We start from the raw sequence: 26,549 nt of genomic DNA on the forward strand, positions 1-26,549 counted from the left end.
CATTCTGCCTTACACACTTTTTGGGATACTACCTGCAACTAACCGATTGCTTAGTTGCATCTCGATAAACGCTTTTGTATAGTATTGAATTCCAGTCGATTGAGAAGAGGACCTTTGTACCCCCTTTTTCGTCTGTTTTTGCCTTATTTCGCGGGTGAAAATTCTGTAAGATGACCCCCTAGAGAAGGCTTCTACAATGCATAACCCCCGAAGTTTATCGCTAATTCATTTGCCTTTAGAAAAATATTAAGTATCTTGTCGTCATATAATAATAACTATCAAGCTTGCACAATAAATAGAGATGATTATGAGATTTGGATTGAGCAATCAGATTGCACTCACTCAGGTAGAAGAAAGATTGTACCGACCCTCCAATGCGTATGAAGAGGGGATTCTGACTAGCTTCGAGCGTATGCCGGTAACCATATCGCCCACCCCAGAGGAGGCGGCGGAGAGCATCGCCCGAACCATCTGCAAAGATATAAAGGCCAAAGGCAACCAGCCCTACACCATTATGCTTTCGGCTGGGACTAGCCCCGAGCCTATCTACAAGGCACTGATACAGATGCGGGAAAAAGAGGGCATCTCTTTTGAGAATGTACACCTATTCCCTATGTACGAATTTGTACCCCTTCCCAATAAAGACACAGGCGTACTAGCACAGATCAAAGAGCACTTCGCCACACATGTGGGTATTCCCGATGAGCATCTTCATGGCTTGGATAGCCAGCTCTCCAAGGAGGATGTGGGTCGTGCCATTGAGGAGTTTGACGACTGTATTCATCAGCTAGGGGGCATTGACCTCCTTATTACTGGGTTGGGTCGTAGAGGCTCTGTGGGGGTCAACTCTCCTGGCTCTATCTGGTCGCAGGGTACGCACTTGTCGGTACTGGATAGCACCTCGGTTCAGGAGGCCATTAGCACCTTTAATACTAAAGAGAATGTACCTCCTACAGCGGTGACTATCGGTCTAAAGAACTTGAGTGAAGCACGTAAGATAATCCTTCTCGCATGGGGCGAGGCCAAGGCCGAGGTGATCGCCAAGGCAGTGGAGGAGCCCATGACGGAGAGCTTGCCTGCTTCTTACTTCCAATCTCACAGCCACGTAAGAGTCTACACCGACCTACAGGCGGCCAGTCTGCTCACTCGTATCAATCACCCTTGGAGGGTCACCTCTATTGAGTGGACGCCTAAGCTAGTTCGTCGTGCCATTGTATGGCTTTGCCAGAAGGTCAATAAGCCTATCCTGAAGCTGACCAATCAAGATTATTCCGACCATCAACTGGGAGAGCTGCTTACGGTCTATGGCTCTGCCTATGATGCCAATATCAAGGTGTTTAATGATATCCAGCACACCATCACCGGTTGGCCAGGGGGCAAACCCAATGCCGATGACTCTAATAGGCCTGAGCGTGCCTTGCCGGCTAAGAAGCGGGTGCTTATTTTTAGCCCACACCCCGATGACGATGTGATCTCTATGGGAGGTACCTTCCGTCGCTTGGTGGTGCAGGGGCATGATGTGCATGTAGCCTACCAAACCTCGGGCAATATCGCCGTGGGTGATGAGGAGGTGATCCGCTATCTCTCTTTCCTTCGCAATACCGCAGAGCACTTGGGAATGGCTGATAGCAAGCTCCACCAGCATGCCGAGGAACTCCGACACTTCTTGCTATACGAAAAGGAGGAGGGCTCTATTGAGACACCTGAGGTACGCTTTATGAAAGGAGCGATCCGTGTAGAGGAGGCTCGCACAGCCGACCGCTTTATTGGAGTTAAGGAGGACCATGTACATTTCCTCAACTTGCCATTTTATGAGACCGGAGGCATCAAAAAGAACCCACCGACTCAGACCGACGTGGATATCGTGATCCAATTGCTTCGCGAGGTGAAGCCTCACCAAATCTTTGTGGCGGGTGACCTTGCCGACCCACACGGTACTCACAAGGTGTGCCTAGATGTCGCCCTAGCAGCTATTGACCAAGTAAAGAGCGAAGAGTGGTTTAAGGATACGTGGATCTGGATGTACCGTGGTGCGTGGGCTGAGTGGGAGATTGACCATATCGAGATGGCAGTGCCTATGAGTCCCGAGGAGCTTCGCTTCAAGCGGAATAGCATCCTCAAGCACCAGTCGCAGATGGAGAGTGCTCCTTTCCTAGGTGATGATGAGCGCCTATTCTGGCAGCGCTCCGAGGATCGCAACCGCGCTACAGCACAGCTCTACCAAGACCTTGGACTAGCTAGCTACGAAGCGATTGAGGCTTTCGTCCGCTACCATCCCATCGACTAATGATAGCCAACTGACTTGGCATATCAATATAAAAAGCTAGCCAGCTTCCCAATTGGGGAGCTGGCTAGCTTTGTTATTGATAAAGAGAAGTGCTTACTTCAGTGCACTTTGGAAGTAGCTCTGGCTAGCATAGCGGGCAAACTCTCTATCGTTGAGGAACTTAGTAGCCATACCTGGCTGCAGGCGTACTGCCTGACGTATACCCTCAGTCATCACATCGGTCTGAGAGGTACGAGCCCCCATCAATGCTTGTAGGTAGTATGTGGTAGCATCTTTAGCTACGATCTGATTGAGTAGCTGATTGGCACGATTATAGTCCTTATTAAGGATCTGAGCCAATACACCATTATTGGTTGCTACATCATAAAGTGCCTTGGCAGCCTCAGCATATTTACCCTTCTGTATATAGATCAGTCCAAGAGCCTCACCTAGCTCAGGCACATTGGTAGCCTGCCCGATCAGGGTCTCACCCTCCTCGAGGTTGCCATCTAGTAGCTGCAGTAGCCCTTGATTCATCTTCACCTCAGGGAGCTGAGCCTTGGTTGCAGCCTTTTGGAAGTAGCTACTTGCTGTAGCGTAATCGCCATTCTCATAGGCTAGCACGCCAAGGTTATTGTAGGCACGTGCATCGGCTGGGAATTGAGCCACCGCCTGATTGTAGATCCTACGTTGCTCTGCCTTGTCATTCGTTAGCGTCGCAGAGTAAAGGAGCTCCTCTACATTCAGCTTGCTTGGCTCGTTCTTTGAAAGCGCTGCGATCTCCTCATTGCTCTTACCGATGATCTCGATATTGGCAATCAGACGAGAGCGACGGAGCTGTGGCAAAATCTCATCGGCCAACTGACTAAAGACAGAAGAGATATTCTTAATCTCGCGCTCACGGGTCTCAGGATCCTTGTACATTGAGAGGACAGATAGGATCAGCTCCTTATCTTGAATATTGGACTGCTCCACTAGCTTCTGGAAACCTTCCCAGTCTTGAGCTGTATAGTGTGCTGACATAGGCACCTCTACCTTGGCACGCTTGAGGTCTCGCCCAATGGTAGCAGTGGTGTTACGCTCACGCTGTGCCGAGAGCTTCTCATTGAGCTCGCGACCACCATCTGGTGAAGCATAGGCCTGAATCTCTACATCTACATTTTGGTTGGGAGTGATATTGGCACTCTCCACAATCCCTTTCCACTCACGCACATCGGCAGAGTTGAGCTCCGTGCTACGCACATTCGCTTGCTGGATAAGGAAGTGGATATCAGCATCGTACTTCTCCTTGATAATTCTCTGGAATGCGTCGGGCGCAATCGCAGGAGTGGTAAAGGCAGCACTAGCAAGAGCCTCAGTAGCCACAACACCCTCGCCGATCTTAACATCGGGAAGCTGTACCTCCTTGCCACGAATGCGTGCAGAGAAGATCAGGATAAGATCACTCTTTGCCATCTCTGGCTTGTACTTAAAGTTGGAGTGGATGGTCACACTCTTTGGCATACCATAAGGGATAGTGGTGGCATTTCCACGTACCTTCTCGCCTTGGAAGTTATAAGTGGTTCCCCATACTTCACCACCAGCATACTTAAGCACTGGCGTTACCCTCACCTCGGCATTCTTATTGAACCACTTAGCTGGGAAGTTGATGTTAATGGTTGCTGGCACCTCACCGCCAATTAGCACAAGTGGCTGAGGATCAACTGATACTTGCCTAGCATCGAGTGGCTTTAACTTGCCTGCACACGACGACATCAGCACTACAAGTGCTGCAAAGAGTGTGCTCAGCAGAAGATTCTTGATTTTCATAAAGTCAAATACTTATATAATTAAAACGTAAATAATTTCCACAGTTACAAATATACCCATTTTACGCCACATTATTAAACCATTGTCCTTCTAATATTGTGACTGTCGTGGCATTCTAAATAGCGAACAGCCACATAGATAAACCATGTAGCTGTTCAGCAATTAATTTCTACCCTATCAGGGGGTTAGTCTTATTCGTTGTAAGGAGCGAAGTCGCTCTTCTCTGCACCACAAACGGGGCAAACCCAATCCTCAGGAATGTCCTCAAATGGAGTACCTGGTGCAATTCCACCATCTTCGTCACCCAGCTCTGGGTCATAGATATAGCCACATGGCTCGCAAATATACTTCTGCATATTCCTATTATTTTATGTTTTGTGAAATATTTCAATATCACTGGATAAGCCACAACTGCCTATCCATGCCAAAGATACCTAAAAATAGTGATATCGGGCAACCCTCTCCCAACATAATTCAGGGATTACTCATTAGAAAAGACTATTGTACGAATGATGATATTCAATCTGTTGAGGATAATGGCGTAAGGACCTCTTCCGAGGTCCTTACTTATAGACACTCTGTTAAAAACCATACGGTAAGAACTTTCTAATGCGTAACCCCTGCAACATAATTACAGCCAAAAGCTTATAGCGACTATTATCATTGATTGTAGATGCCCCTCACCGCCATGCAATGCATAAAAATAGGGTGAGTCAAAAACTTGGCTCATCCTATTGCCTCTAGTAAGTCTTCAATACGCTTACTTCACCTCTTCAAATATATACTATGCTGATTATCAATGATTTATATTTGTATGATGCAAAAATGTTTCCTCAATTTGAGTAGTATTGATTAGAAAACATCTTGGATGTTATCGCTCAACTCTATACTTCATAGTTTATTTCTACATGACAAATTTCATCGATTGCTTTGAATAGATCTATAAATTTATTAAATATATTTATATCTGATATTTGGGTAATTATATTAGCGAAGTTAGCTTTTTTCTTTTCGTTTATAGTAAATATATCTGCAATAGGCGTTGTTTTAAGCATATCGTGTTTCTGCAAAAAATCATGGCCAAAGTAATGCTCAATTTCAAAAAAATTAAATTCTTGTTTTGGCTGCAGATATTGACTCATTGAGTCTGGAATCGGTAAAGTTAGTAGAAAAACACTTCCTTCTTTATGCTTTTTTATATAGTCAACTTTTTTTTTTATTAAAATCATGTTGGAGATAACGATATTCTTTAAGCCCTGCGGCGTCATGGTCAAATAAACCAATAATTGTGTCATAGTCGTCTTTGAATGATACTGCTGTTGCAACTGCTCTAGATACACTGGCTGAAGAACCAGTAGTTCCATTGGATGTTGCCATACTAGCTTTCCAGTATGGAATAGATCCATTGGTTAATACCATAAATGCATGTTCCAATATAGTTACATCAGTTTTCCCCTCAACTAATATCTTTACTTTTCTATTAGGTTGTATTGTATCCAATAGAGAAAAACGTATTCTAGATGTGTTGTCATCAACTAGTTTGCTTCTGATATCTGTAGATAGAGAAAATTTCCTTTTTATTTCATTTCTAACTTCCTTGTATTTATTTTTACCCATAAGGCTTAGTGAAAAGTCTGCAAGTATATATAAATTAGGATCCTTCAGTATGTGTTCATTTAAAACTATGTCTTCTAAAGGCTGAGAGCGATTTATTCTTTTTGAATCCATTGTAAATGCTAATTCTAACAACTTGAATCCGAGAGCAGGTAATTGTGACTTATCACCATTACTATTGTCTTCAACAATCTGGCGATATTTATCTTTTAATTCATTAAAAGATAGTTGTAGTGGCTCTGCAAGTGTTATTGAATTGAACATTTCATAAAAATGTAAGAAGTTTATTAGATGAATAATAGGCAATTTATAGTTCTTGAAAATCGTAGATTGGTCTGTTGCTATTTTTTTTTAGCCATTCATTACATTCAAGAACCACATCAAGGACAGATAAGACAATATCTTTTCGGATATTATTGTCTGTCAAATATAATGCTTGTGCAATGTAACCTCCACCTTGGACACAAGCTAAGAGATCAAACCATTTGGATGTATGCTTTATTTTATTTAAGACTTTATTTGCAAAATCAGGCATGTCTTTGGTCATTCCTGCGTAAAATATAGCCACATTCTGCCATTGTAAATCATAGAAGTTTTCTATTAGTTTGGGCTCAAGCTCTCTGTTATAATTGAATATTTCTAATGCGGCGTAAAATTCCATATAAGAGTCATGAGTAAATGCAACCCATTGCCTTTCCTTAATATATAAAATCCCTGTATTAGCAATCAAATATTCAAGGACATCTCGAAGCTGTCCTTCTTTTATTGGTAAAGTCTTATCCTGAAAGAAATCGACAAAAAAATCAATAAATTCTGTTTGAGACAAAGGCTTATGGTGTTCTACGTCATCCATTAAATGAAGGGCATAGACGGATAGGATTCTTTCTTTAAATGAGATATCAATAAATTCGATTTTTGAAGATACAACTCCTCTACCCACAATTAGTGTGTTAAAATTTTTATATATATCTGTTATTGTTGCGGGGATTTCAAAGTCGGTTTCTTCGTATAATATTGTAATTAATGAAAGCGTAAGGGGTGTGATGGGAAGTCGTTCTAAAATTTTATTTTCACGAAGGGCATCTAAAAGATTGTTCGTTTTATTATCATCAGATAGAAAGTTGCTAACAAATCTCTTAATCTGTTCTGTATTGAAGCGTGCAATCTCAAATGAACGTAAATCTTCAGAATTACTCAAATCATTGAGCTTATCACTTTCGCGTGTCCCAATGAAATAATTAACACCAAACTTTTTATAAAGTTCATGTAAGTCTTTTAGGATTCTCTCTTGATAATCTTTGTCAAATTCATCAATGCTATCAACAAGTATTTGAATATTATATTCCTTTGTAATATCCTTTAATTCACTTCCTTGTAAATACTTATCCATCTTAAGCCTTATGATTTTGACTATATCAAAATCATTTTCTAGAAACTCCATAGAAAAAATATAGAAAGGAATTGTCCTTAAGGATTTTCCATTTGTATTTCTTTTAATAATTTCTAGTCCAATATTTTTCAATAAGGTGGTTTTACCAGAGCCAGATAGACCAGATATGAGTGTAGGTTTATTGTCTAACAGCAAGGAATTAATATCGGCTTTTTTTCGGATGATGGTTTTCGTTTTTGGATCCTCAACAAGTGTAGATAATGTAGGAGATATATAAATACTCAAAAGACGATTATACTTTTCTGATGGAAGCTGTAATCTTCTTAATTGATTATCATTAGAGACTTTTTCTTTATAATCGTTTTCGTATTGCAATAGGATTTGGTCATCATGTCGCCAAAAATCCTTATAATGATCATCAATTAATTTAATTAATTTATCACGGTCAATATATTCGATAGATATGTTTTCCTGTAATTTAGAGATTTCTTTCTTAAATCCATTTGAAATATGAAAAGGAGATACGATAGAGATTGTATTTGAATTAGACTTATTTTGAACTTCATGTATTAACATGCTAATCTCTTCCATATTTACCAATCCTGTTAGATGTGAAGAGATTAATAAAAAGCATTGGGAAGTTTTTCCTAAAGGATTTATCTGAGAACACTGTATTATGTTTTCTTGTAATGTTGTTAGTTCACAGAATCCTATTTGTTCAATTATTTTTATAAATACTTTTTTCAGGTCATCGGGTGATAATCCCTCTATTTTACTAATTTTGTTCATAAATATATTTTTTGTGGTTCAGTTGCCATTCCCAAGTTATTTGCATTTATCTTTTATTTCTCTGCTGTATGAATTTCGAGAATTCCCGAACTGTTATCATTCCAATGCTTACATTACTTAATGAAATTCTCCAAAGCAATGGCAGTTCTCTTGAACGAAATGATACTTTTTGAGTAATCATCTTATGTATACCACGTGCAGATACTATTTTTACTAATTAATGGTACGATTCCTATGCAAAGAGTCGTAAGCCTTTTTGTGATGATAACTAATTTTTCATTGTTCTTGATGTCATTTGCTGTTTGTGGTTTGGGCAAGGAGTCATAGAAGCAAGGATTAGTCTCATAACAGGACCGATATCTTATTTAATAATCAATCATTCTGCTCATAATAATACGAATAATCAATACCTTTCATGAACATTTCTCGGTCATCAATCTTGGTGGTGAGTGCAGGTAGCAGTAAAGCCTTGATGTGTGTACTATCAGAAACACTCTCCCGCATGGCGGACAAATATTCGTTTTTGTCTATTTGGCTCCAATCCACACACCGTTTGAGAGAACGCTTCAGCATAAGGTCAAGCCAAATGCGAGTGCTGCGACCATTACCCTCCATAAAAGGATGGGCTACGTTCATCTCTATATACTTATCCATAATCTCATCAAAGGTTGTTTCGGGCATTCGCTCTATTGTTTGCAGGGTTTCAGGGAAGTGCATACAATTAGCAAAGGTAAAATCACCTTTTGAAATATTTTTGGGACGGATTTGTCCAGCAAAGTTATACAGTCCTCCAAAGAGATAAGCGTGTATCTGTTGCAGATACTTTATGCTACTAGGCTCTGTCGATTGCGAGATACCACTTTCAAAGAGTTGGTAGGCTTCTTCTTACTCTGCTCATCAATGGAGTTGCCGCTGTAGGTAAACCAATCAAGAAATCCCATTGTCCTGATATTGGGTATTGCTTTTGCTAGTAGAACAACCCCTTCTCCATCCAACATATCTGTCAATCGTTGTTTCCCATCTGAGGCTTGTATTTTGAACCGGTTAGTGGCACTAACTAGTTCGTTATTCTCTTTCTTCAACTTTGTTTTGAGATATTTCCAATAGTTCCTCGTCTTTTGGTAATCATCTTGCTCGTTAATTGCAGCAATGATGTCTAGTACAGAGAACCACCACTTATTGTGTGCGTCGTCCCACACCGCCCTACCTTCACGGTCGTTGAAAAAGCGGATAGATGTTTTATGCACTGCCATAATAAAGTTACTCATCTGGGGTGTTAATCAATTCCTTTGGATTAACCTGCAAGATCTCTGCTATCTGAAATAGCAATTCGAGGCTTGGCTGTCGGCGGTTGCAAACATATGAGTTGACAATAGTGAAACTCTTACCGAATTTCTCTGCAAGCCATGTTTGCTTAATCCCTTTCTCGATAAGCACCTCTTTAATTCTATTAGTTGGACTTTCCATAAATATCATCTGATTGTTCGCAAATGTAGTAAATATTCTTGTATAAAGAAAAAAAAGAGGAGATATTTTCTCCTCCTTCAAAATTCTTAACCCAAGTTTGATCCCTAGAGTATATTTTGGGGTCAAACTTGGGTTTAGAGTGACTATTATCATTGATTGTAGATGCGCTTCACTGTCGAGTATGTCATAAAAATAGGGTGAGCCAAAAACTTGGCTCACCCTATTGCCTATAGTAAGTATTCAATACGCTTACTTCACTTCTTCAAAGTCGGCATCAGTGACATGATCATCGCTCTTAGTGCCTTGGTCAGAGGCACCACCTTGAGCTCCCATATCAGGTCCTGGCTGTGCTCCCGCATCGGCGCCAGCATTGGCGTACATCTCCTGGCTCATCTGTTGCATAATCGCATTGAGTCCCGAGAGAGCGGAATCAATAGCTGCCACATCTTGAGCCTTGTGAGCCTCCTTTAGCTTCTCTAGCTCTGCCTCTATCTGGCTCTTCTTATCAGCTGGCATCTTATCACCAATCTCCTTCAGCTGCTTCTCAGTCTGGAAGATCACGCTATCAGCCTCATTGATCTTATCCACACGCTCACGCTCCTTCTTATCGGCCTCAGCATTGGCCTCAGCCTCAGCCTTCATACGCTCGATATCAGCATCGCTCAGACCGCTCGAAGCCTCGATACGGATCTTCTGCTCCTTACCAGTTCCCTTGTCCTTAGCAGAGACATTCACGATACCATTGGCATCAATATCAAAGGTCACCTCAATCTGTGGTACCCCTCTCATCGCTGCTGGGATGCCATCGAGGTTGAACTTACCCAGGCTCTTATTATCCTTTGCCATTGGACGCTCACCCTGTAGCACGTGGATCTCCACGCTAGGCTGGTTATCGGCGGCAGTGGTAAAGATCTGCGACTTCTTGGTAGGGATAGTGGTATTAGCATCAATCAGCTTGGTCATCACACCACCCATCGTCTCGATACCAAGAGATAGAGGAGTCACGTCAAGTAGCAATACATCCTTTACATCACCACTCAATACACCACCCTGAATAGCAGCACCTAGAGCTACCACCTCATCAGGATTCACACCCTTCGAAGGCTCGCGACCAAAGATCTTAGCCACCATCTCCTGTACCGCAGGGATACGAGTAGAACCACCTACTAGGATCACCTCATCGACATCGCTAGGTGCCAAGCCAGCATCCTTCAAGGCTTGTGCTACCGGACCACGACAAGCCTGGATGTATCGGTCACTAAGTTGCTCAAACTTAGCCCTTGAGAGGGTGCGAACCAAGTGCTTTGGTACACCATCTACTGGCATAATATATGGCAGATTGATCTCGGTAGAAGTACTGCTTGAGAGCTCAATCTTGGCCTTCTCAGCTGCTTCCTTCAGACGCTGTAGTGCCATAGGATCCTTACGTAGGTCTACCCCTTCGTCGTTCTTAAACTCCTCAGCCAGCCAATCAATGATTACGTGGTCAAAGTCGTCACCTCCGAGGTGAGTATCACCATTGGTAGAAAGCACCTCAAAGACACCATCACCAAGCTCTAGGATAGAGATATCAAAGGTACCGCCACCGAGGTCGAATACCGCAATCTTCATATCCTTATGGCTCTTATCTAGTCCGTAGGCAAGAGCAGCAGCAGTAGGCTCATTCACGATACGCTGTACCTTGAGCCCTGCGATCTCACCCGCCTCCTTAGTAGCTTGGCGCTGAGCATCGCTAAAGTATGCTGGCACGGTGATCACCGCATCCGTCACCTCTGCACCGAGATAATCCTCGGCCGTCTTCTTCATCTTCTGCAGGATGATAGCCGAAATCTCCTGTGGAGTGTAGTGACGACCATCAATATCTACACGTGGGGTGTCATTCTCCCCCTCTACCAACTTATAAGGTAGGCGGTGCGCCTCATCCTTCACGGCAGAGTAGCGCTCACCCATAAACCTCTTGATAGAGTAAACGGTATGCTGTGGATTGGTAATGGCCTGACGCTTTGCAGGGTCACCCACTTTACGCTCGCCATTCTCCACAAAAGCCACCACACTAGGGGTGGTACGCTTGCCCTCGCTATTAGCAATCACCACTGGCTCATTGCCTTCGAGGACGGCCACTACTGAGTTAGTAGTTCCTAAGTCTATTCCTATTATCTTTCCCATAATCTTAATCAGTATTTTATTTAATTATTTCTGACAAGATAAGAGCAACCTATGTGCCAACCCTCCCAACGTGCCAAATCTGTCACCTAAGACTGACACAAAAAGAGAATGTCGCACGGCAATTTATCAGACGAATCGGACAGTTCAGAAAGGCCAAACCAAAAATCCGCTCATTGGTTCGATCTGTCCGATCCGTCTGACTTGTCCGATAAGGATCCCTCAAATTGATGGCTCCTCTTTGTACAAAGGTCTTGTTAGTGGTAGAGGTATCGCTTGATACTCTGCTTAGGGGTCTTCTCAAACTCCCCATCAATCATCTCCATAGCAGCGATCTGTGCGTAGCTAGCGATCTGAGTATTGACCTGCTTTCGCTGATCATCCAAAATCGCTTTTATCGCCTCTTCGGTAGCATGCCCATCCTTTTCCAGCGCTGCCCTATCTACTGATAGTAGCGCCACTAGACGCTTGTCACGCTGCACCAATATAGCATCATTCACATAGGGGAGCATAGCCAGCTTCGCTTCAATCTCCTCTGGGTAGATGTTCTGACCGTTGGAACCGAGTAGCATTGCCTTAGAGCGGCCGCGGAGGAATATTGTATCCTGCTCTATATAACCTAGATCGCCAGTCCGCATCCAGCCATCCTCTGTAAAGAGGTCGGCCGTCGCCTGCGGGTTTTTGTAGTAACCGAGACAGACATTCTCGCCCCTTACCTGCACCTCGCCTACCATTTTGCCCTCAATAGATTGAGCTCCATCAATACGCACCTCCTCTATCTTATGGAGAATACGCCCTGCGGAGTGATGTAAAAACTGTCGGTTCCCCGTATACGAGATGATAGGGGAGCACTCCGTCATGCCATATCCGACCGTGATTGGGAAGCCGATCTTCATCAAAAACGCCTCCACCTCTGGATTGAGTGCCGCCCCACCGATAATCACCTCATTTACATTGCCCCCAAAGGTGTCAATCAAGGTTTTGCGTATCTTCTTATGCACCACCCCCTTCACGATGGGTAGCTTCAGAGCCAGTGAGAGCCATTTATCTTTCAGCTTCTTAGCGAGCACATTCTTATAGATCTTTTCTAGAATTAGCGGTACCGAAATCACCAGCTTTGGGCGAATATCCTGAAGAGCTTTCAAGAGAATACGTGGCGTAGGCTTCGAGCCAAGGATATAGACATGCGTACCCTGTGCCTGTGGCAAAAGGAAGTTGAAAGCACAGCTATAGGCGTGGGCATTGGGAAGAAAGCAGAGCAAGTCGTCGCCACGGAATTGAAGCTTGGCATCCTGCCCAAATTGCACATTGGCAATCAGGTTATTCGCCGTCGCCATCACCCCTTTGCTAAAGCCAGAAGTACCGGAGGTGTAGCTGATCAAGACCATTTCGTCATTGCCGATCTCAGGGTACTTCACATCCTCCCGAGTGAAGCCATCGGGATACTTGGCACTGAATAGCGATGACACATCCGTACCCTTTGCCAACTCCGTACGTGAAAGCTCAGCTATCGTCTGTAGATCCTTAATCCTAAAGGCACCCCTTACCTCCGGAAGTGTCTCAAGGCTCAGTAACCGCTCATGCTCCTTACCCACAAAGAGCAGCTGGCTATCACTGTGCGCTATGATATGAAGGATGTCATCCTGATGAAACTCTGGCAAAATAGGAACCACCACCGCCCCATAGGTGACAACGCCCATCCACGTCATACACCACTCGGCACAGTCCTTACCTATAAGAGCCACTTTGTCGCCCCGTTTTATCTCGTTATGCTCCAAAATCAGATGCACACGTGCCACCCACTGGGCCACTTGTGCAAAACTATAGGTAACCCCCTCTTCATAATTGGAAAAAGCGGGAAGCACCCAATACTCTTTATACTTTTCCTCGTAGAGCTTAATAAAGTTCTGCTGTATCATAATTCTATAATCTATGGCGCATATATTCTAAATCTGTGCAAAGGTAGATATATCTTCAGAGATAAACAAGAGAAGCCAGAGTTGATCTCACCAATTATAGAGCTAGCTATTGGCAATGAATAGTGACGCTTCCCGTAATCAGGATCTCATATTACCCATATAGCATCGACACAAATACCTGATATACAATTAGGAGACGGTTGCACGAAGACGCCCCACTTTGTGCAACTGTCACTTTCGTAACTTTTTTATAGGTACCTTTGCTAAAGACAGCTATTCATTTAATAGACTAAGTATTATGGAAAAGAAATTGTACAGAAGCAGTAACGACCGAATGGTCGGAGGCGTATGTGGAGGCATTGCAGAGTATTTTAATATCGACTCTTCGCTAGTACGTCTCTTATGGGTGCTCTTCTCCCTAATGGGAGGGTCAGGCCTACTCGCCTACATCATTTGCCTTATTGTTATTCCAAGTAAGTAAGGAGCTCGATTAAGGGGTAGAGAAGCCCCCCTAGGTAAAGTAATCCTGGGGGATTACCTTACAATCCCTTGGCCATTGACTCTACGAGCCGTGACTAGGGGTAGGGATTAGTCTGTCCTCTCCGGTTTTATTCAATCTCTTGTGAGTCGGATCATTTTATTCAGGACAAAAAAGGTATCTCTAAGCACCTCCATAAAACCTCTATCTAGTAGAGCAAAAGTTTAGTTGCAACTAAGCATTTGCTTTGTTGCATCTCGGTTTGCTTAGTTGCAACTCGCCGATCGCTTAGTTGCATCTCAGTTTTTGCCTTTGTATGTGTTTGTATTTCAGTTGATTGCAAATACCCTTTTTCTATGCTTTTACTGGGTTACGTGTCCGACTTATTTGACTTGTTCGATAAGACCGTGCAAGGAGGGGTGCGGGCGTGGCGAGATATTGAGCAAAGAGATATTTTAGTACCTTTGTGCAATATTGTATACATCTAGTAAGGCATCTATGGATATTAAGAGATATAAGGTATTGGAGCGCAGCCTTGGGTGGCTGCTCTTTGTGCTGAGTAGTGCGGTCTACTTCGTGACGATGGAGAAGAGTGCGAGTGTATGGGACTGCCCTGAATTTATCACCACCTTTGCGAAGATGGAGGTGGGTCACCCACCTGGGGCCCCTTTTTACATGTTGGTCTACAACACGCTCGCTAATCTCTTTCCAAATGGAGGTCAGTGGATAGCCACAGCGGGGAATGCGATCAGCGGACTCTTCTCTGGGCTCACCATTATGTTGCTTTTCCTCACGACAGCGCATCTTATCCGCCGAAGCGACTGGCTAGGAGAGAGCTGGGTAGCCCCTAGCTCAGTGAGCAAGACCCAAGTGGTGCTTTACCTCGGTGGCGGTGCGGTAGCAGCGCTTCTTTATGCCTTTAGCGACACCTTTTGGTACAGTGCTGTAGAGGCGGAGGTCTACTCGATGAGTAGCTTCTTCACTGCTTTGGTCTTTTATCTGATGCTAAAGTGGGAGGCGGAGGCCGATGAAGAGGGGAGTGACCGCTGGCTATTAGTGATTGCCTATCTAATGGGGCTAAGTGTGGGGGTACACCTACTGAACCTCCTCACCATCCCTGCCATGGGACTTATCTACTACTTCCGCAAGAGCGAAAAGCCCACTTGGAAAGGAGCCGTGGTGGCGGTACTCGGCTCCTTTGCCTTGATTGCGGTACTGATGTTTGGTATCATGCAGGGGGTACCACAGATAGCAGGCTACTTCGACCTCTTCTTTGTCAATACCCTTGGTCTGCCCTTTAATAGTGGGTTGGTGGCCTATCTGATTGTGATGATCGGGCTATTGGTCTACACCTATTCCCTCACCATCACTCGCCCAGTGAAGCCTCAGCTACTAAAGGGGCTTTACCTCGTATCGGTGATATTGATCGGTATTCCTTTTATGGGTAGCAGTTGGGTGATTCCGGTATTAATCATCGGTGGATTGGCGGTCTATCTTTTCAAGGCGACTCGGCTACCAGTGCACATAATGAGCACCACTGCCATGGGGATGCTTCTCTTCCTCTTCGGGATGAGCACCTACGGAGTGATCTTAATTCGTGCCAACTCAGATATCCCGATGAATCAAAATACCCCATCGGATGTCTTCTCGCTCCGCTATTACCTCTCTCGTGAGCAGTATGGCAAAGCACCGCTGATCTATGGAGAAAGCTATGCCGCACTCCCTGAGTACGATGATGCGGGAAGGGTAAAGACGGTGAAGAGCACCACCTACCGCCGCAATGGTAATCGGTACGAAAAGCAGATATCTGAGTCTGTTGTCTATCGTAGCGATATGAAGATGCTCTTCCCCCGTATGTATAGCAATATGATGCCTCACTACAAGCAGGGGTATGAGATATGGGGCGATGTAGAGGGAAAGACGATGACGGTATCGGATCGTGGTAAGACTCGTACCGTGGTAGTGCCTACTTTTGCCGAAAACCTGAAGTATTTCTTTAGCTACCAACTCAACTATATGTATTGGCGCTACTTCCTCTGGAACTTTAGCGGTCGGCAAAATGACCTACAGGGGCAGGGAGAGGTGTACAAGGGGAATTGGATCACCGGTATCTCGTGGCTCGATGAGATCTTCTTGGGGTCACAAGAGGGGCAACCTAGCTTTGTGACCGATAACAAGGCACACAACCGCTACTATATGCTTCCCTTGATCCTTGGATTGATAGGGCTAGTAGCTCAATTGTATGGCCGACGTAGGGATCGTGAAAACTTCTGGGTGATCTTCTCGCTCTTCTTTATGACAGGGATTGCAATTGTGCTCTACCTTAATCAGCCCCCATATCAGGTGCGTGAGCGTGACTATGCCTACGCTGGCTCCTTCTACGCCTTTGCCATTTGGATTGGTATGTCGGTGCCTGCCCTTCACACACTTATCACAAAGGGCAAAAAAGAGAGCCCCGCTCTCGCAGGGCTCTTTACGGCAGTAGGGCTAGCCGTGGTAGGATTGGTATTTCAGCAGAATTATGATGACCATAACCGCAATGGGCGGTCGCTTGCTTCGGACTTTGGCAATAACTATCTAGAGAGTTGTGAGGAGAATGCGATCATCTTCTGCAACGGCGATAATGATACCTTCCCACTCTGGTATGCACAAGATACCGAAGGGATAAGGCGAGATATCAAGGTCTGCAACACCTCTTACCTACAGGCTGATTGGTACATTGACCAGATGAAGCGATGGAGCTACGAGGCGGCACCGATGCCGATCAGTTGGACACCCAATGAGTATGGTGGAGATAAGCGATTGACCGCTTACATTATCCCTAATACCACCGATACAATCCCGCTACGCTTGGGTCTAGACTTTGTGGCAAGTAACGACCCTAAACTGAAGCAGATACCAGGGGTGGCTCAGCAGATTGACTATATGCCAGCTGACCAGCTATCACTCGCCTTTGACCCAGCTAAACTGGTGGCAAATGGCACGCTGATGCCCGCCGACACAGTGGCTCTAGGGCGACCAGAGATGCACTTTGACTTCTCCAAGAAGCAATACCTCGGAAGGCACGAGCTGATCATCCTAGATATGCTGGCCACCAATCAGTTTGAGCGACCCATCTACTACGCCCTCACCGTGGGTGAGGACCAAAGAGTTGGCATGACCTCCAACTTCCGACAGACCGGTATGGCCTATCAAGTGCTACCAGTAGAGGTGCGGGGCACTGGCCGTGAAGTAGATATTGAGCGAATGTACCGCAATGTCACCCAACGCTTCCGCTGGGGTGGTGCCGATAAGCCTGGTACTTACTTCGATGAGAATGGGCGCCGACTAGTAGAGACCTACCGCAGTATGATCTTCGCCCCACTCGCCAAAGGTTTGGCAGAGAGTGGAGACCTTGAGCGTGCCAAGGAGGTATTGGCCCTAGCTGAGCGTGCAGTGCTGGAGGAGAATGTGCCACACTCCGTTTCGTCGCTTCCACTAGTAGAAGCATACTATGCAGCAGGACTGACGAAGAAGGGTGATGAGATCTCCAGTAAGGTGATAGAGGATTATCTCCAACAACTTGATTGGTTCTTCCGCCTAAAGCCAGAGCTGATGATGAACTCCCTGCCCGACATTCAAAATGCCCTCCTTATTGTAACGGAGGCCCTGAAGCTAAGTAATAGCAATAGCGATGCTCTCAAAGGAAAGTACGATGCACAGCTAGCAAGCTATCAGAATACCCTCCTCGGCATCATTAAATTGCTACGAGAGCCATGATTATAGAGCAACCACCGAAACTCTATCGCAGACTATTTCCGGGTGCAGTATGGCGGATTCCTAGTCTGCCACACGAGGAGCAGCCATCGGTCTACCTCACCTTTGACGATGGCCCTATCCCCGAGGTGACCCCTTGGGTATTGGAAACTTTGGCAAAGTACGGGGTAAAAGCCACCTTCTTCTGCGTGGGGGAGAATGTATGGCGATTCCACCCCCTCTTTGAGCGCATTCTACAAGAGGGGCATGCGGTAGGCAATCACACCTACCACCACCTACAGGGATTGCCAACCCCTACAAGGGCCTACATAAGAGACACCATGAGAGCCGATCAATTGATCCATTCGCCACTCTTCCGCCCCCCACATGGGCATCTTGGGCGAAGTCAATTGAAGGTGCTAAGTAGTCGCTACCAACTGATTATGTGGGACGTGGTAACCCGAGACTACTCCAAGCGAGTCACCCCACAGCAGGTACTCAATACCGTGAAGCGGTTTACTCGCGACGGCTCCATCATCGTATTTCATGACTCACTCAAGAGTGAACCCAATCTCCGTTACGCCCTACCAAAGTCTATTGAATACCTCCTTGAGGAGGGCTATCAATTCAAAAGGCTACCTGGGCGGTGCGAAGAGGAGACTCATTCATTAATAACAGAGGCACTATGACCCAACCTAACAACCATAACAAACCGCTCAACTGGGCCGGGCGACTACTCGCCCGCTTCGGTTGGACCCCTATATTTCCCGAGACTTTCCACCCGAAGAGTGTCATCTGCGTGGCACCCCACACCTCTAATTGGGACTTTATTATCGGGTATCTATACTACAAAGCGTGGGGCGTCGGCGTCACACCTCGCTTCCTAATCAAGAAGGAATGGTTTACCTTTCCCTTCAACCTTATATTTAAGCCGCTAGGGGGACTACCAGTAGACCGCAAGAGCGGAGGCTCCTCGGTAGACCAGGCGGTAAAGATGATTCAGAAAGCCGACCGCCTACACATCGGCATCACACCCGAAGGGACACGCAAGCGCCGTGACCGCTGGAAGAGCGGATTCTACCGTATTGCGAAAGGGGCAGGCGTACCAATTGACCTCGCTAAGATCGATTATAAAAAGAAGGAGGTGGGCATCATCGCCTCTATTATGCCCGACGAAACCGATATTGAAGCGGCGATACTCAAGATTCGCAGCTACTTCGATAGCAGTATGGCGAAGTACCCTCAGCAGTTTGCAGACCTATGAAAGAGCAGCTGGTAGTCGCTTCGCTACAGATGGAGCAGCAGCAGAAGGGTATTGATGCCAATATCACTAAGGTGAAGCAGCTTGTGGAGGGGGAAGTGTTTGACCTACTAGTGCTGCCCGAGATGTGGACCACTGGGTTCCTAGTAAAGGTGGCAGACCTCTCTCGGGAGTTCCTCACCGAGGCATTCGAGCAAGGGCTAGAAACGATGAAAGCTCTTGCCACAGCACACGATGCGGCACTTTATGGGACACTTTTGGAGCTTCGTCCGAGTGGCAAGCCAAGCAACACCGGTCTTTTCGTTACCCCTACAGGCGAGGTGACCTACTACCGCAAGAAGCACCTATTTCACCTAGGCGGTGAGTCGGAGCACTTCGAGGCAGGAGAGGAGCGGGTGCAGGTGAGCTACCAAGGTTGGCAAATTCGTCTCAGCACCTGCTACGACCTCCGCTTCCCCACTTGGCTGCGGCAAGACCCAGAGCTGGGTCTTTATGACCTACTCCTATGCTCTGCCAACTGGCCTCGTCCTCGCCACCTGGCATGGGAGCGGCTACTCCGAGCTCGTGCGATTGAAAACCAGAGCTATCTAGTCGCCTCCAATCGTGCCGGCACCCCCCACCCCAAGCTCGTCTACCCTGGCTACTCCTTTATCCTTGATAGCGAAGGGGAGAGCCTAAGCGAGAGCAAAGAGCCAGTGGAGACCCTCCTCACCGCCACCCTCTCTAGCCCCGACCTTATGGCACGAAGGAGTGCTTTCCCCGTCCTCGAAGACCTCGACCCCTTCCAGCTGCTACCAAGGTAATCCGTGAGAGGATTATTTGGTATCTTTGTGACGCAGAATAAAGAATGATATTTACGATAATAAGATAAGATGGCAAAGAAGATAGACGCACTCACCCCTCGGAGCGAAGACTACTCTAGGTGGTACAATGAGCTAGTGATGAAAGCCGACCTAGCTGAGAATAGTGATGTACGTGGCTGTATGGTGATCAAGCCCTATGGCTACGCTATTTGGGAGAAGATGCAGCAGACGCTCGACCGAATGTTTAAGGAGACGGGGCACTCCAATGCCTACTTCCCGCTCTTCATTCCTAAGTCGTTCCTCAGCAAAGAGGCCGACCACGTGGAGGGATTTGCTAAGGAGTGTGCTGTGGTGACCCACTATCGACTTAAGAATAACCCCGATGGCTCGGGCGTGGTAGTAGACCCTGCCGCAAAGCTGGAGGAGGAGCTGATCGTTCGCCCCACCTCTGAGACGATTATTTGGAATACCTACAAAGGATGGATCCAATCGTGGCGCGACCTCCCTATCCTCTGCAATCAGTGGGCCAATGTGGTTCGCTGGGAGATGCGTACCAGGCTATTCCTCCGCACAGCCGAATTCCTTTGGCAAGAGGGGCATACCGCCCACGCCACTTCGGAAGAGGCTAGGGAAGAGGCAGAGCGTATGATTGGCGTTTACAGGACTTTTGCCGAAGAGTACATGGGGATGCCCGTGATCGTAGGGCATAAGAGTGAGACGGAGCGCTTTGCTGGTGCCGTAGATACCTACACGATTGAGGCACTGATGCAAGATGGCAAGGCTCTGCAGAGCGGTACGTCGCACTTCCTTGGTCAAAACTTTGCCAAAGCCTTTGATGTCACCTTTACCGATAAGGAGGGTAATCAGCAACTCGTTTGGGCTACCTCCTGGGGCGTCTCCACCCGATTGATGGGTGCCCTCATCATGAGCCACTCCGATGATAATGGGCTCGTACTACCTCCACACCTCGCCCCTATTCAGGTGGTGATGGTGCCTATCTACAAGTCGGAGGAGCAACTAGCAGAGATTAAGGCAACTCTAGAGCCTATCCAAAAGGAGCTTAGGGCTAAGGGCATTTCGGTGAAGCTTGATGATTCTGATAATCGGAAGCCCGGCTGGAAGTTTGCCGAGTATGAGCTGAAGGGGGTACCGGTCCGTCTCGCCATGGGTGGCCGTGACCTAGAGAATGGCACGATTGAGGTGATGCGTCGCGATAAGCTAGAGAAGAGCACCCACGCACTTGAGGGGATTGTAGAGTATATCTCCGAACTGCTCGAGGATATTCAGAAGAATATCTATCAGAAGGCACTCAACTACCGTCAGGAGCATACTACTGTGGTGGATAGCTACGACGAGTTCAAGCGAGTGCTCGATGAGAAGGGCGGATTTATCCTCGCCCACTGGGACGGCACACCCGAGACCGAGGCAGCGATCAAGGAGGAGACTAAGGCGACTATTCGCTGTATTCCTAGTGACGGAGATACCGCTCCAGGCACTTGCATCTACAGTGGAAAGCCATCGGCACGTAGAGTGTTATTTGCAAGAGCCTACTAAAAGAGGAGGCTCTGGATGACTACTTTACTTTGGATATTGGGGGCGGTAGCACTTGTGCTACTCGCCCTTATTTTATACCCTAATAATAAGAAGCCGAGCATTAAGATAAAGACCAACTTATCGGACTTTCAAGGAGAGAGAGCCGTTCAGCCAATTGCAGTACGTAGCCCTTTATTAGACCCAATCCCAAGGGCAGAGGGAGATAGGGCAGTGGCAAAGTGGATGATCCTAGACCTACAGACCACAAGTCTCAGTGTAGAGGTTGGAGATGAGGCTAGAATCTTAGAGGCGAGCTGGGCGCTACTGGATGGACAGTACAAGTTGATCACTCGGCACACCTATCGAGTCCGACAAGAGGTGAGTAGTTCGCCCGAAGCTTTCAGAGTACATGGCATCTCTGACACGCATCTAACCCCTTACAGCATTTCTGAGCAAGAGCTAGTGGAGCGGTGGTTTTCTGACCTCACACCGGGGGCAATACTCGTAGGTCATAATATCGCCTTCGACCGTGCTATATTGCTAGGTACCGTGAGGCGAGTTGCACCTACGCGTACAGCTGAACTAGAACAGCTCCCCACCTTCTGTACCATGACCTATCTCTGCACCTCGCCCGACAGTAGATACCCCAGCCTAGTACACCTCACCGAAGAGCTCGCCGGCATTCCACCCCAACGCTTTTATAGCCTTCGTCCTATCTCTTGGAGAAACGTCTACTTCACCCGCCTCTGCCTGCTCCATCTGCTCCCTAATAACCATTGATCTGAAGAGGGTCTCCATCTCGCCAAAAACTGAGATGCAACTCGTCATTTGCTTAGTTGCATCTCGGCATTTGCTTAGTTGCAACTCGCCGATCGCTTAGTTGCAACTCCATTTTGGCCTTTGTATATAGTTGTATATCAATAGATTGCAAATGCTTTTTCTCCTCTTTTGCCGGGTTGCCTATTCGACCTTTCCCCGCCCAAGATCCTTACTCACAGACACCCCGATAAAGACCATACGGTAAGACCTTTTAATGCGTAACCCCCTGAGACTTCCGAGCATCAGGGTGAAATGAGCGGCAAATTGTGTACCTTTGCGGGAAATAAATTCTGCGACCATTGTAGTGTGCGTATGCTTGCATTATGCGACACAAATTGGTCGTGGAGCTAATTTACAATCATTTATATCATCTTATGAAGCATTATTTTACAACATTCATCATTCTCTTGCTTCTTGCTAGCTCTTCAACGAATGCTTTAGCAATCAATGCAAAAGGGAATTCTGTTACCGACCCTACAAAAGCTGAGCCTGACTCGGTATACCACCTTAAGAGCTTAGAGGTAGTTGGTTTTAGACGCGACAAGGTCTCTAAAATCAATGTGGAGATGAAGCATCTCCCCTTTAGGATCTCCAAGATCTCTTTGTCGCCACTGAAGCTTAGAGGTGTTTTTGACTTCCAAGAGGCTGTTAGATTTACCCCTGCTGCGCATGTGAGCACTTCTTATGGTGCGTTTCAGCAACTTAGTGTGAGAGGTTTCGACTACACCCCCATTGAGATTGATGGGATGCGTGACGAGCGTACCACCTTCAACTCTTATCCTGTTCCCGACCTTACGATGGTTGAGACCCTTGAAGTGACCAAGGGGCCTGCCTCTATTCTAACAGGCCACTCATCTGTTGGCGGTGCTATTAACATAGTGCGTAAGTCGGCTACGAATGTGCCTACTCTGGAGCTACTCTTGATGGGTGGTTCGTGGAATACATACCAAGTATCTGGGACCATTGGGGGAAAGGTGGTCGATGGTATTAATACGCTTTTCAACCTAAATGTGGCTGGTGGTGATGGCTGGCGAGATAGAGGTGATAAGCGGTTTTCGCTGTATAATAACACCAACTTCCGATTGGCACCAAATCATGTGCTAGACTTGAGACTGAGCTATGTGCACGATTATTATGGTACCGAAGCTGGCTTGCCCGCTACGATGCCTGCCGATATTACAGATGAAGTTGCTGGTAAGGTGATCTATCGTGAGGGTGACCTCCTTAGGGGTCTTAACCTAGCACAGAGATACAATACGGAGAGTGACTTTATGTACAATACTAATGCCAATGGTATGCTTCGCTACGTTTTCTATATGGATAATGGGTGGAAGCTCTCCAATAAGGCGATGTACAACTATGATGTTATTGACTACTTCTCTACAGAAACACTAAGCTATCCTACTAGCGACAAGCCTATCTTCCCTTATTCTTACACAAGGAATGGGAAAAAGACTTATATTGATCTTGACCATGTACAGCGTACGTTTCCACTGCGCTTCCAGCATAAGTCTCAGACAATTCAGGACCAACTGGACTTCTCTGGTAAATTCAACATTGGTTCGGTGGGCAACAATATCTTAGTTGGTGGCTCATATACCTTTATGGATAGGGTATCATTCTCTGGATATGGTGTTGCTGGCCAGCCTTATGCTATTCATAACCCAAATGATAAGGATGATGTGTGGGGTCCTGGTGTGAATGCCATTGTCTCGGCCTATCAACCAGATAATAGTCTCTTGATGCATTCTCGCTTTGGCAAGGCCTCGCCTTCAAAGACTCAAGTGATTGGTCTTTTCTTCCAAGATGTCCTGGACTTCTCTAGTCAATTGAAGGGATTTGTTGCACTACGATATAATAATTATAGCATCAAAAACTACAGCAGGTCCTCTGCCATAGACCGCAAGGCTCAATACGATCGTGGCGAATTGACCTCCAACCTGACTTACAACTCCCTTACTTATCGATTGGGGATGGTGTATGAGCCTGTTGAGGATCTCTCTATATATGGAAGTTTTTCCAACTTCTTTGTACCAGACCGTAGGGCGAGGTCTTTTAGTGAGAAGCAAATCTTAGTGGACCGCCATGGTAAGATAATTGACCAATCGAAGCTGGACTTTAAGAAGGCGGTATTTGAGCCAACCACTGGTTACCAAGCAGAGGTAGGTGGTAGCTTTGGCTTCTCGGATAAGCTGAGTGGTACCTTATCACTATACCATATTAAGCAGAATAACCTAGTCCGAAATATTGGAGTGATCCCTGGAATAGTGGATGGTAAAAACATAGATAAGAGTGTGGTAGCACAGGTGGGGACTGTACTCTCCAATGGTCTGGAGACGGAACTTAACTACAGACCTATTGACCGCCTCTTTATCAGCCTAGGATATGGCCTCACAGATGTGAAGTATGGAGAAATTGCGAAGAATGAATTGGACCTAAGTGGTGTGGACAAAGGTGATAGGCTCAATAGGATCCCAATGCACACTTTCTACTCATTTGGTAATTACACCATTGATAAGGGGATACTTTCTGGACTTGACCTCAACTATAGCGTTACATTTACCGATAAAATATATAGGAACTTTGGTCGCAACCTTTACTACGACCCTTATACTTTGGTAAATGTGGGAGCTAATTACACCATCAAAGACAGCGGTGTCTCTGTAGGACTGCAGCTGAACAACCTTTTTGACAAGAGCTACTTTGCACAGTCTTTAGGTAATCAGATGATACCTGCTGCACCTCGTAATTTCAAGCTAATGATTCGCTACAAAATATTCTAAGCACTACTGGATGCTATGAAGCTTTTGCGTTTTTTGCACAAATGGCTAGGCATATTAATGGCACCTCTGCTAGTGATGTGGTTCGTCACTGGTTTCTTTATGATCTTTTCAGGGTTTCCCCGAGTGGAGAAGGAGCAAGCGTTTGCTCTATTGGACCCGATTGGAAACATCGACTCCCTACCCAGCACGGGTGAATTGATTGATTGGTACCAGACACACACTGCCACAGGAGACAGCCCTACAACTCTCTCACTGAAGCGTGAGGAGGGGAGGGCTGTGCTCTCGCTCAGTGGGGCCCAAGGTGAGGTCTTGATGGACCTTCGCTCCGAGAAGCCTATAGACGATATCCCTCCAACGCTGGAGGAGCTAACGGAGAAAACACTTCGACTTACGGGGCTCTCGCCTGCTCGGGTAGATACATTGCACCAGCTTAATCAGTGGTTACCTTTTGCCTCACGTAGAGAGGACTTGCCCTTTATTAAAGTATCAGTAGAGAACCCGAAGTCTACAACCCTTTACTTCTCTGGCAAGAGTGGCCGACTGTTGCAGGAGACCAACCAAAGCAACCGCTGGATGGCCTACTTTGGTGCCATCCCTCACTGGATTTACTTCTGGCCAATTCGGCAAGATGTGGAGCTTTGGAAGGGGATATTTGTGGTCTTGGGGATTATGGGCTGTGTGATGATTATTTCAGGCATCATTGTGGGCGTTGTATGGACAGTGAAGAGCCGAAGATCCTCCCGACGCCGTTGGTCGCCCTTCTCAAAAAGGTCGGGCAAGTGGCTGTATTGGCACCATATATCGGGGCTTCTCTTTGGTATAATTGTGCTCACGTGGATGTTTAGCGGCTGGATGTCCTTGGATTCCTTACCCCGCTGGCTTACTGGTCCATCTCCTCGTACCGAGCTCTATAGCATTAAGGATGGAGGAGCTATTACTGGCAATGAGGTGATGCACTTTGAGCCCATCCTTGCCCAGCACCCCAATGTGAAGCAGGTGACCTACTCACACTACATGGGGCGGCCGTACTATCAACTTGAGGAGAGCGATAAACCAGCTATCTACCTAGTATACAATGATGATGGTTCTCTTGTCCCACTGGCATTGAGCCAAGAGGAGGTGGTGAGTTATCTCAAAGGTCTTGACCTAGCGATAGAGGTGAAGGAGGCATCGGTGTTCCATCACTATAAAGGCGATTATCTCCCCCATCCGCGGGGAAAGCGGAAGCTACCTCTCCCAGTACTTTACCTCTTGACGGCTGAGGGGACTACCCTTTACATCGCATTGGAGGAGCCCTACTTATCCGTACAGAATCGGGCGACGAGACTCAATAGTTGGGCCTACCAAAAACTCCACTCGCTAAAATTTGTCTGGAGCTACGAACACCCTACGCTTTGGCTCTGTATCATGCTCTTCTTACTCACAGGTGGAGCGGTTGTTAGTGTCACTGGCTTGGTCCTTGGATGGCGAGCCCTGAAACGTGCACTAAAGCGCCGCCCCAATAACCATCAGTGACGTAGTGGGACACAGCAGGGATAGCCGATTAAGTGGATATCCATAGGCACTCCCTTTATCCCCTATCGGGGAAAGGCTTAGGTAAGGTCCTCCATAGGATGGGGGACCTTACCTTTTGCGTTCCGATTTTAATTTTAGTGGCGGTTTTGCAGCTTCGAGGGGGGCAGGGGTTGGTAGTATCCCAAAAAGTGTGTAAGGCAGAATG

At 46.3% G+C, this 26,549-nt stretch carries 18 protein-coding genes and 1 pseudogene; 10 read left to right on the forward strand and 9 right to left on the reverse strand.

From position 1 onward, the window contains the following. Positions 1-307: 307 nt before the first annotated feature. Complete coding sequence (locus HMPREF3027_RS00400) at positions 308-2,287, forward strand: 6-phosphogluconolactonase (RefSeq protein ID WP_070706335.1); 1,980 nt, start codon at positions 308-310, stop codon at positions 2,285-2,287. A 93-nt stretch (positions 2,288-2,380) separates the two neighbouring features. Here the strand turns inward: HMPREF3027_RS00400 and HMPREF3027_RS00405 are convergent, their stop codons facing one another. The 9 genes and pseudogenes from HMPREF3027_RS00405 to HMPREF3027_RS00445 all read right to left on the reverse strand — a co-directional run bounded on the left by HMPREF3027_RS00405 (position 2,381) and on the right by HMPREF3027_RS00445 (position 13,417). Continuing rightward, positions 2,381-4,075: a tetratricopeptide repeat protein gene (locus HMPREF3027_RS00405; RefSeq protein ID WP_070706321.1), complete on the reverse strand. Its 1,695-nt coding sequence runs from the start codon at positions 4,073-4,075 to the stop codon at positions 2,381-2,383. A 191-nt stretch (positions 4,076-4,266) separates the two neighbouring features. Further along, entirely contained in the window at positions 4,267-4,431 is a 165-nt protein-coding gene (rd, locus tag HMPREF3027_RS00410) for a rubredoxin (protein WP_021902990.1), read from the reverse strand. A gap of 528 nt (positions 4,432-4,959) precedes the next feature. Continuing rightward, entirely contained in the window at positions 4,960-5,304 is a 345-nt protein-coding gene (locus HMPREF3027_RS00415) for a hypothetical protein (protein ID WP_070706322.1), read from the reverse strand. Then, a complete protein-coding gene (locus HMPREF3027_RS00420) occupies positions 5,279-5,953 on the reverse strand; it encodes a hypothetical protein (protein WP_070706323.1) in 675 nt (224 codons plus the stop codon). The genes HMPREF3027_RS00415 and HMPREF3027_RS00420 overlap by 26 nt, the downstream gene beginning before the upstream one ends. A 43-nt stretch (positions 5,954-5,996) precedes the next feature. After that, positions 5,997-7,868, reverse strand: a complete 1,872-nt coding sequence (locus HMPREF3027_RS00425; RefSeq protein WP_070706324.1) for an NACHT domain-containing protein — start codon at positions 7,866-7,868, stop codon at positions 5,997-5,999. A gap of 372 nt (positions 7,869-8,240) precedes the next feature. Beyond that, positions 8,241-9,136: pseudogene (gene fic / locus HMPREF3027_RS00430) on the reverse strand (protein adenylyltransferase Fic). Beyond that, a complete protein-coding gene (locus tag HMPREF3027_RS00435) occupies positions 9,129-9,335 on the reverse strand; it encodes a helix-turn-helix domain-containing protein (protein ID WP_070706336.1) in 207 nt (68 codons plus the stop codon). The pseudogene fic and the gene HMPREF3027_RS00435 overlap by 8 nt, the downstream one beginning before the upstream one ends. 249 nt (positions 9,336-9,584) lie before the next feature. Then, the gene (dnaK, locus tag HMPREF3027_RS00440; protein ID WP_070706325.1) at positions 9,585-11,501 is read right to left on the reverse strand and encodes a molecular chaperone DnaK; all 1,917 of its coding nucleotides are present in this window, start codon (positions 11,499-11,501) and stop codon (positions 9,585-9,587) included. 254 nt (positions 11,502-11,755) lie between these two features. After that, on the reverse strand, positions 11,756-13,417 hold the full coding sequence (locus tag HMPREF3027_RS00445) for an AMP-binding protein (protein WP_070706326.1): 1,662 nt from the start codon (positions 13,415-13,417) through the stop codon (positions 11,756-11,758). A gap of 298 nt (positions 13,418-13,715) precedes the next feature. Between HMPREF3027_RS00445 and HMPREF3027_RS09380 the strand changes: the two genes are divergently transcribed. From HMPREF3027_RS09380 to HMPREF3027_RS00485, 9 genes are all read left to right on the forward strand, one after another. Further along, positions 13,716-13,898, forward strand: a complete 183-nt coding sequence (locus tag HMPREF3027_RS09380; protein ID WP_021902970.1) for a PspC domain-containing protein — start codon at positions 13,716-13,718, stop codon at positions 13,896-13,898. Positions 13,899-14,393: 495 nt separating this feature from the next. Beyond that, the gene (locus tag HMPREF3027_RS00450) at positions 14,394-17,654 is read left to right on the forward strand and encodes a protein O-mannosyl-transferase family (protein ID WP_070706327.1); all 3,261 of its coding nucleotides are present in this window, start codon (positions 14,394-14,396) and stop codon (positions 17,652-17,654) included. Next, on the forward strand, positions 17,651-18,319 hold the full coding sequence (locus tag HMPREF3027_RS00455) for a polysaccharide deacetylase family protein (RefSeq protein ID WP_070706328.1): 669 nt from the start codon (positions 17,651-17,653) through the stop codon (positions 18,317-18,319). Before HMPREF3027_RS00450 ends, HMPREF3027_RS00455 begins: the two co-directional genes overlap by 4 nt. Then, positions 18,316-18,894, forward strand: coding sequence for a 1-acyl-sn-glycerol-3-phosphate acyltransferase (locus HMPREF3027_RS00460; RefSeq protein ID WP_070706329.1), 579 nt, complete (start codon positions 18,316-18,318; stop codon positions 18,892-18,894). The genes HMPREF3027_RS00455 and HMPREF3027_RS00460 overlap by 4 nt, the downstream gene beginning before the upstream one ends. After that, entirely contained in the window at positions 18,891-19,694 is an 804-nt protein-coding gene (locus HMPREF3027_RS00465) for a nitrilase-related carbon-nitrogen hydrolase (protein ID WP_070706330.1), read from the forward strand. Before HMPREF3027_RS00460 ends, HMPREF3027_RS00465 begins: the two co-directional genes overlap by 4 nt. Before the next feature lie 69 nt (positions 19,695-19,763). After that, positions 19,764-21,248, forward strand: coding sequence for a proline--tRNA ligase (gene proS / locus HMPREF3027_RS00470; RefSeq protein WP_070706331.1), 1,485 nt, complete (start codon positions 19,764-19,766; stop codon positions 21,246-21,248). Between the two features lie 15 nt (positions 21,249-21,263). Beyond that, the gene (locus tag HMPREF3027_RS00475) at positions 21,264-22,007 is read left to right on the forward strand and encodes a 3'-5' exonuclease (RefSeq protein ID WP_070706332.1); all 744 of its coding nucleotides are present in this window, start codon (positions 21,264-21,266) and stop codon (positions 22,005-22,007) included. Between the two features lie 413 nt (positions 22,008-22,420). Further along, the gene (locus HMPREF3027_RS00480; RefSeq protein WP_070706333.1) at positions 22,421-24,829 is read left to right on the forward strand and encodes a TonB-dependent receptor; all 2,409 of its coding nucleotides are present in this window, start codon (positions 22,421-22,423) and stop codon (positions 24,827-24,829) included. A 15-nt stretch (positions 24,830-24,844) separates the two neighbouring features. After that, the gene (locus tag HMPREF3027_RS00485; RefSeq protein WP_083317448.1) at positions 24,845-26,344 is read left to right on the forward strand and encodes a PepSY domain-containing protein; all 1,500 of its coding nucleotides are present in this window, start codon (positions 24,845-24,847) and stop codon (positions 26,342-26,344) included. Positions 26,345-26,549: the final 205 nt, after the last annotated feature.

The organism is Porphyromonas sp. HMSC077F02 (genome assembly GCF_001815465.1).
Taxonomy (GTDB): domain Bacteria; phylum Bacteroidota; class Bacteroidia; order Bacteroidales; family Porphyromonadaceae; genus Porphyromonas_A; species Porphyromonas_A somerae.

What these genes read in the sequence shown, in the direction of transcription:
- HMPREF3027_RS00400 (WP_070706335.1), top strand. Translation starts at nt 308, where the DNA reads ATGAGATTTGGATTGAGCAATCAGATTGCACTCACTCAGGTAGAAGAA.
- HMPREF3027_RS00405 (WP_070706321.1), bottom strand. Translation starts at nt 4,075, where the DNA reads ATGAAAATCAAGAATCTTCTGCTGAGCACACTCTTTGCAGCACTTGTA.
- rd (WP_021902990.1), bottom strand. Translation starts at nt 4,431, where the DNA reads ATGCAGAAGTATATTTGCGAGCCATGTGGCTATATCTATGACCCAGAG.
- HMPREF3027_RS00415 (WP_070706322.1), bottom strand. Translation starts at nt 5,304, where the DNA reads ATGATTTTAATAAAAAAAAAAGTTGACTATATAAAAAAGCATAAAGAA.
- HMPREF3027_RS00420 (WP_070706323.1), bottom strand. Translation starts at nt 5,953, where the DNA reads ATGTTCAATTCAATAACACTTGCAGAGCCACTACAACTATCTTTTAAT.
- HMPREF3027_RS00425 (WP_070706324.1), bottom strand. Translation starts at nt 7,868, where the DNA reads ATGAACAAAATTAGTAAAATAGAGGGATTATCACCCGATGACCTGAAA.
- HMPREF3027_RS00435 (WP_070706336.1), bottom strand. Translation starts at nt 9,335, where the DNA reads ATGGAAAGTCCAACTAATAGAATTAAAGAGGTGCTTATCGAGAAAGGG.
- dnaK (WP_070706325.1), bottom strand. Translation starts at nt 11,501, where the DNA reads ATGGGAAAGATAATAGGAATAGACTTAGGAACTACTAACTCAGTAGTG.
- HMPREF3027_RS00445 (WP_070706326.1), bottom strand. Translation starts at nt 13,417, where the DNA reads ATGATACAGCAGAACTTTATTAAGCTCTACGAGGAAAAGTATAAAGAG.
- HMPREF3027_RS09380 (WP_021902970.1), top strand. Translation starts at nt 13,716, where the DNA reads ATGGAAAAGAAATTGTACAGAAGCAGTAACGACCGAATGGTCGGAGGC.
- HMPREF3027_RS00450 (WP_070706327.1), top strand. Translation starts at nt 14,394, where the DNA reads ATGGATATTAAGAGATATAAGGTATTGGAGCGCAGCCTTGGGTGGCTG.
- HMPREF3027_RS00455 (WP_070706328.1), top strand. Translation starts at nt 17,651, where the DNA reads ATGATTATAGAGCAACCACCGAAACTCTATCGCAGACTATTTCCGGGT.
- HMPREF3027_RS00460 (WP_070706329.1), top strand. Translation starts at nt 18,316, where the DNA reads ATGACCCAACCTAACAACCATAACAAACCGCTCAACTGGGCCGGGCGA.
- HMPREF3027_RS00465 (WP_070706330.1), top strand. Translation starts at nt 18,891, where the DNA reads ATGAAAGAGCAGCTGGTAGTCGCTTCGCTACAGATGGAGCAGCAGCAG.
- proS (WP_070706331.1), top strand. Translation starts at nt 19,764, where the DNA reads ATGGCAAAGAAGATAGACGCACTCACCCCTCGGAGCGAAGACTACTCT.
- HMPREF3027_RS00475 (WP_070706332.1), top strand. Translation starts at nt 21,264, where the DNA reads ATGACTACTTTACTTTGGATATTGGGGGCGGTAGCACTTGTGCTACTC.
- HMPREF3027_RS00480 (WP_070706333.1), top strand. Translation starts at nt 22,421, where the DNA reads ATGAAGCATTATTTTACAACATTCATCATTCTCTTGCTTCTTGCTAGC.
- HMPREF3027_RS00485 (WP_083317448.1), top strand. Translation starts at nt 24,845, where the DNA reads ATGAAGCTTTTGCGTTTTTTGCACAAATGGCTAGGCATATTAATGGCA.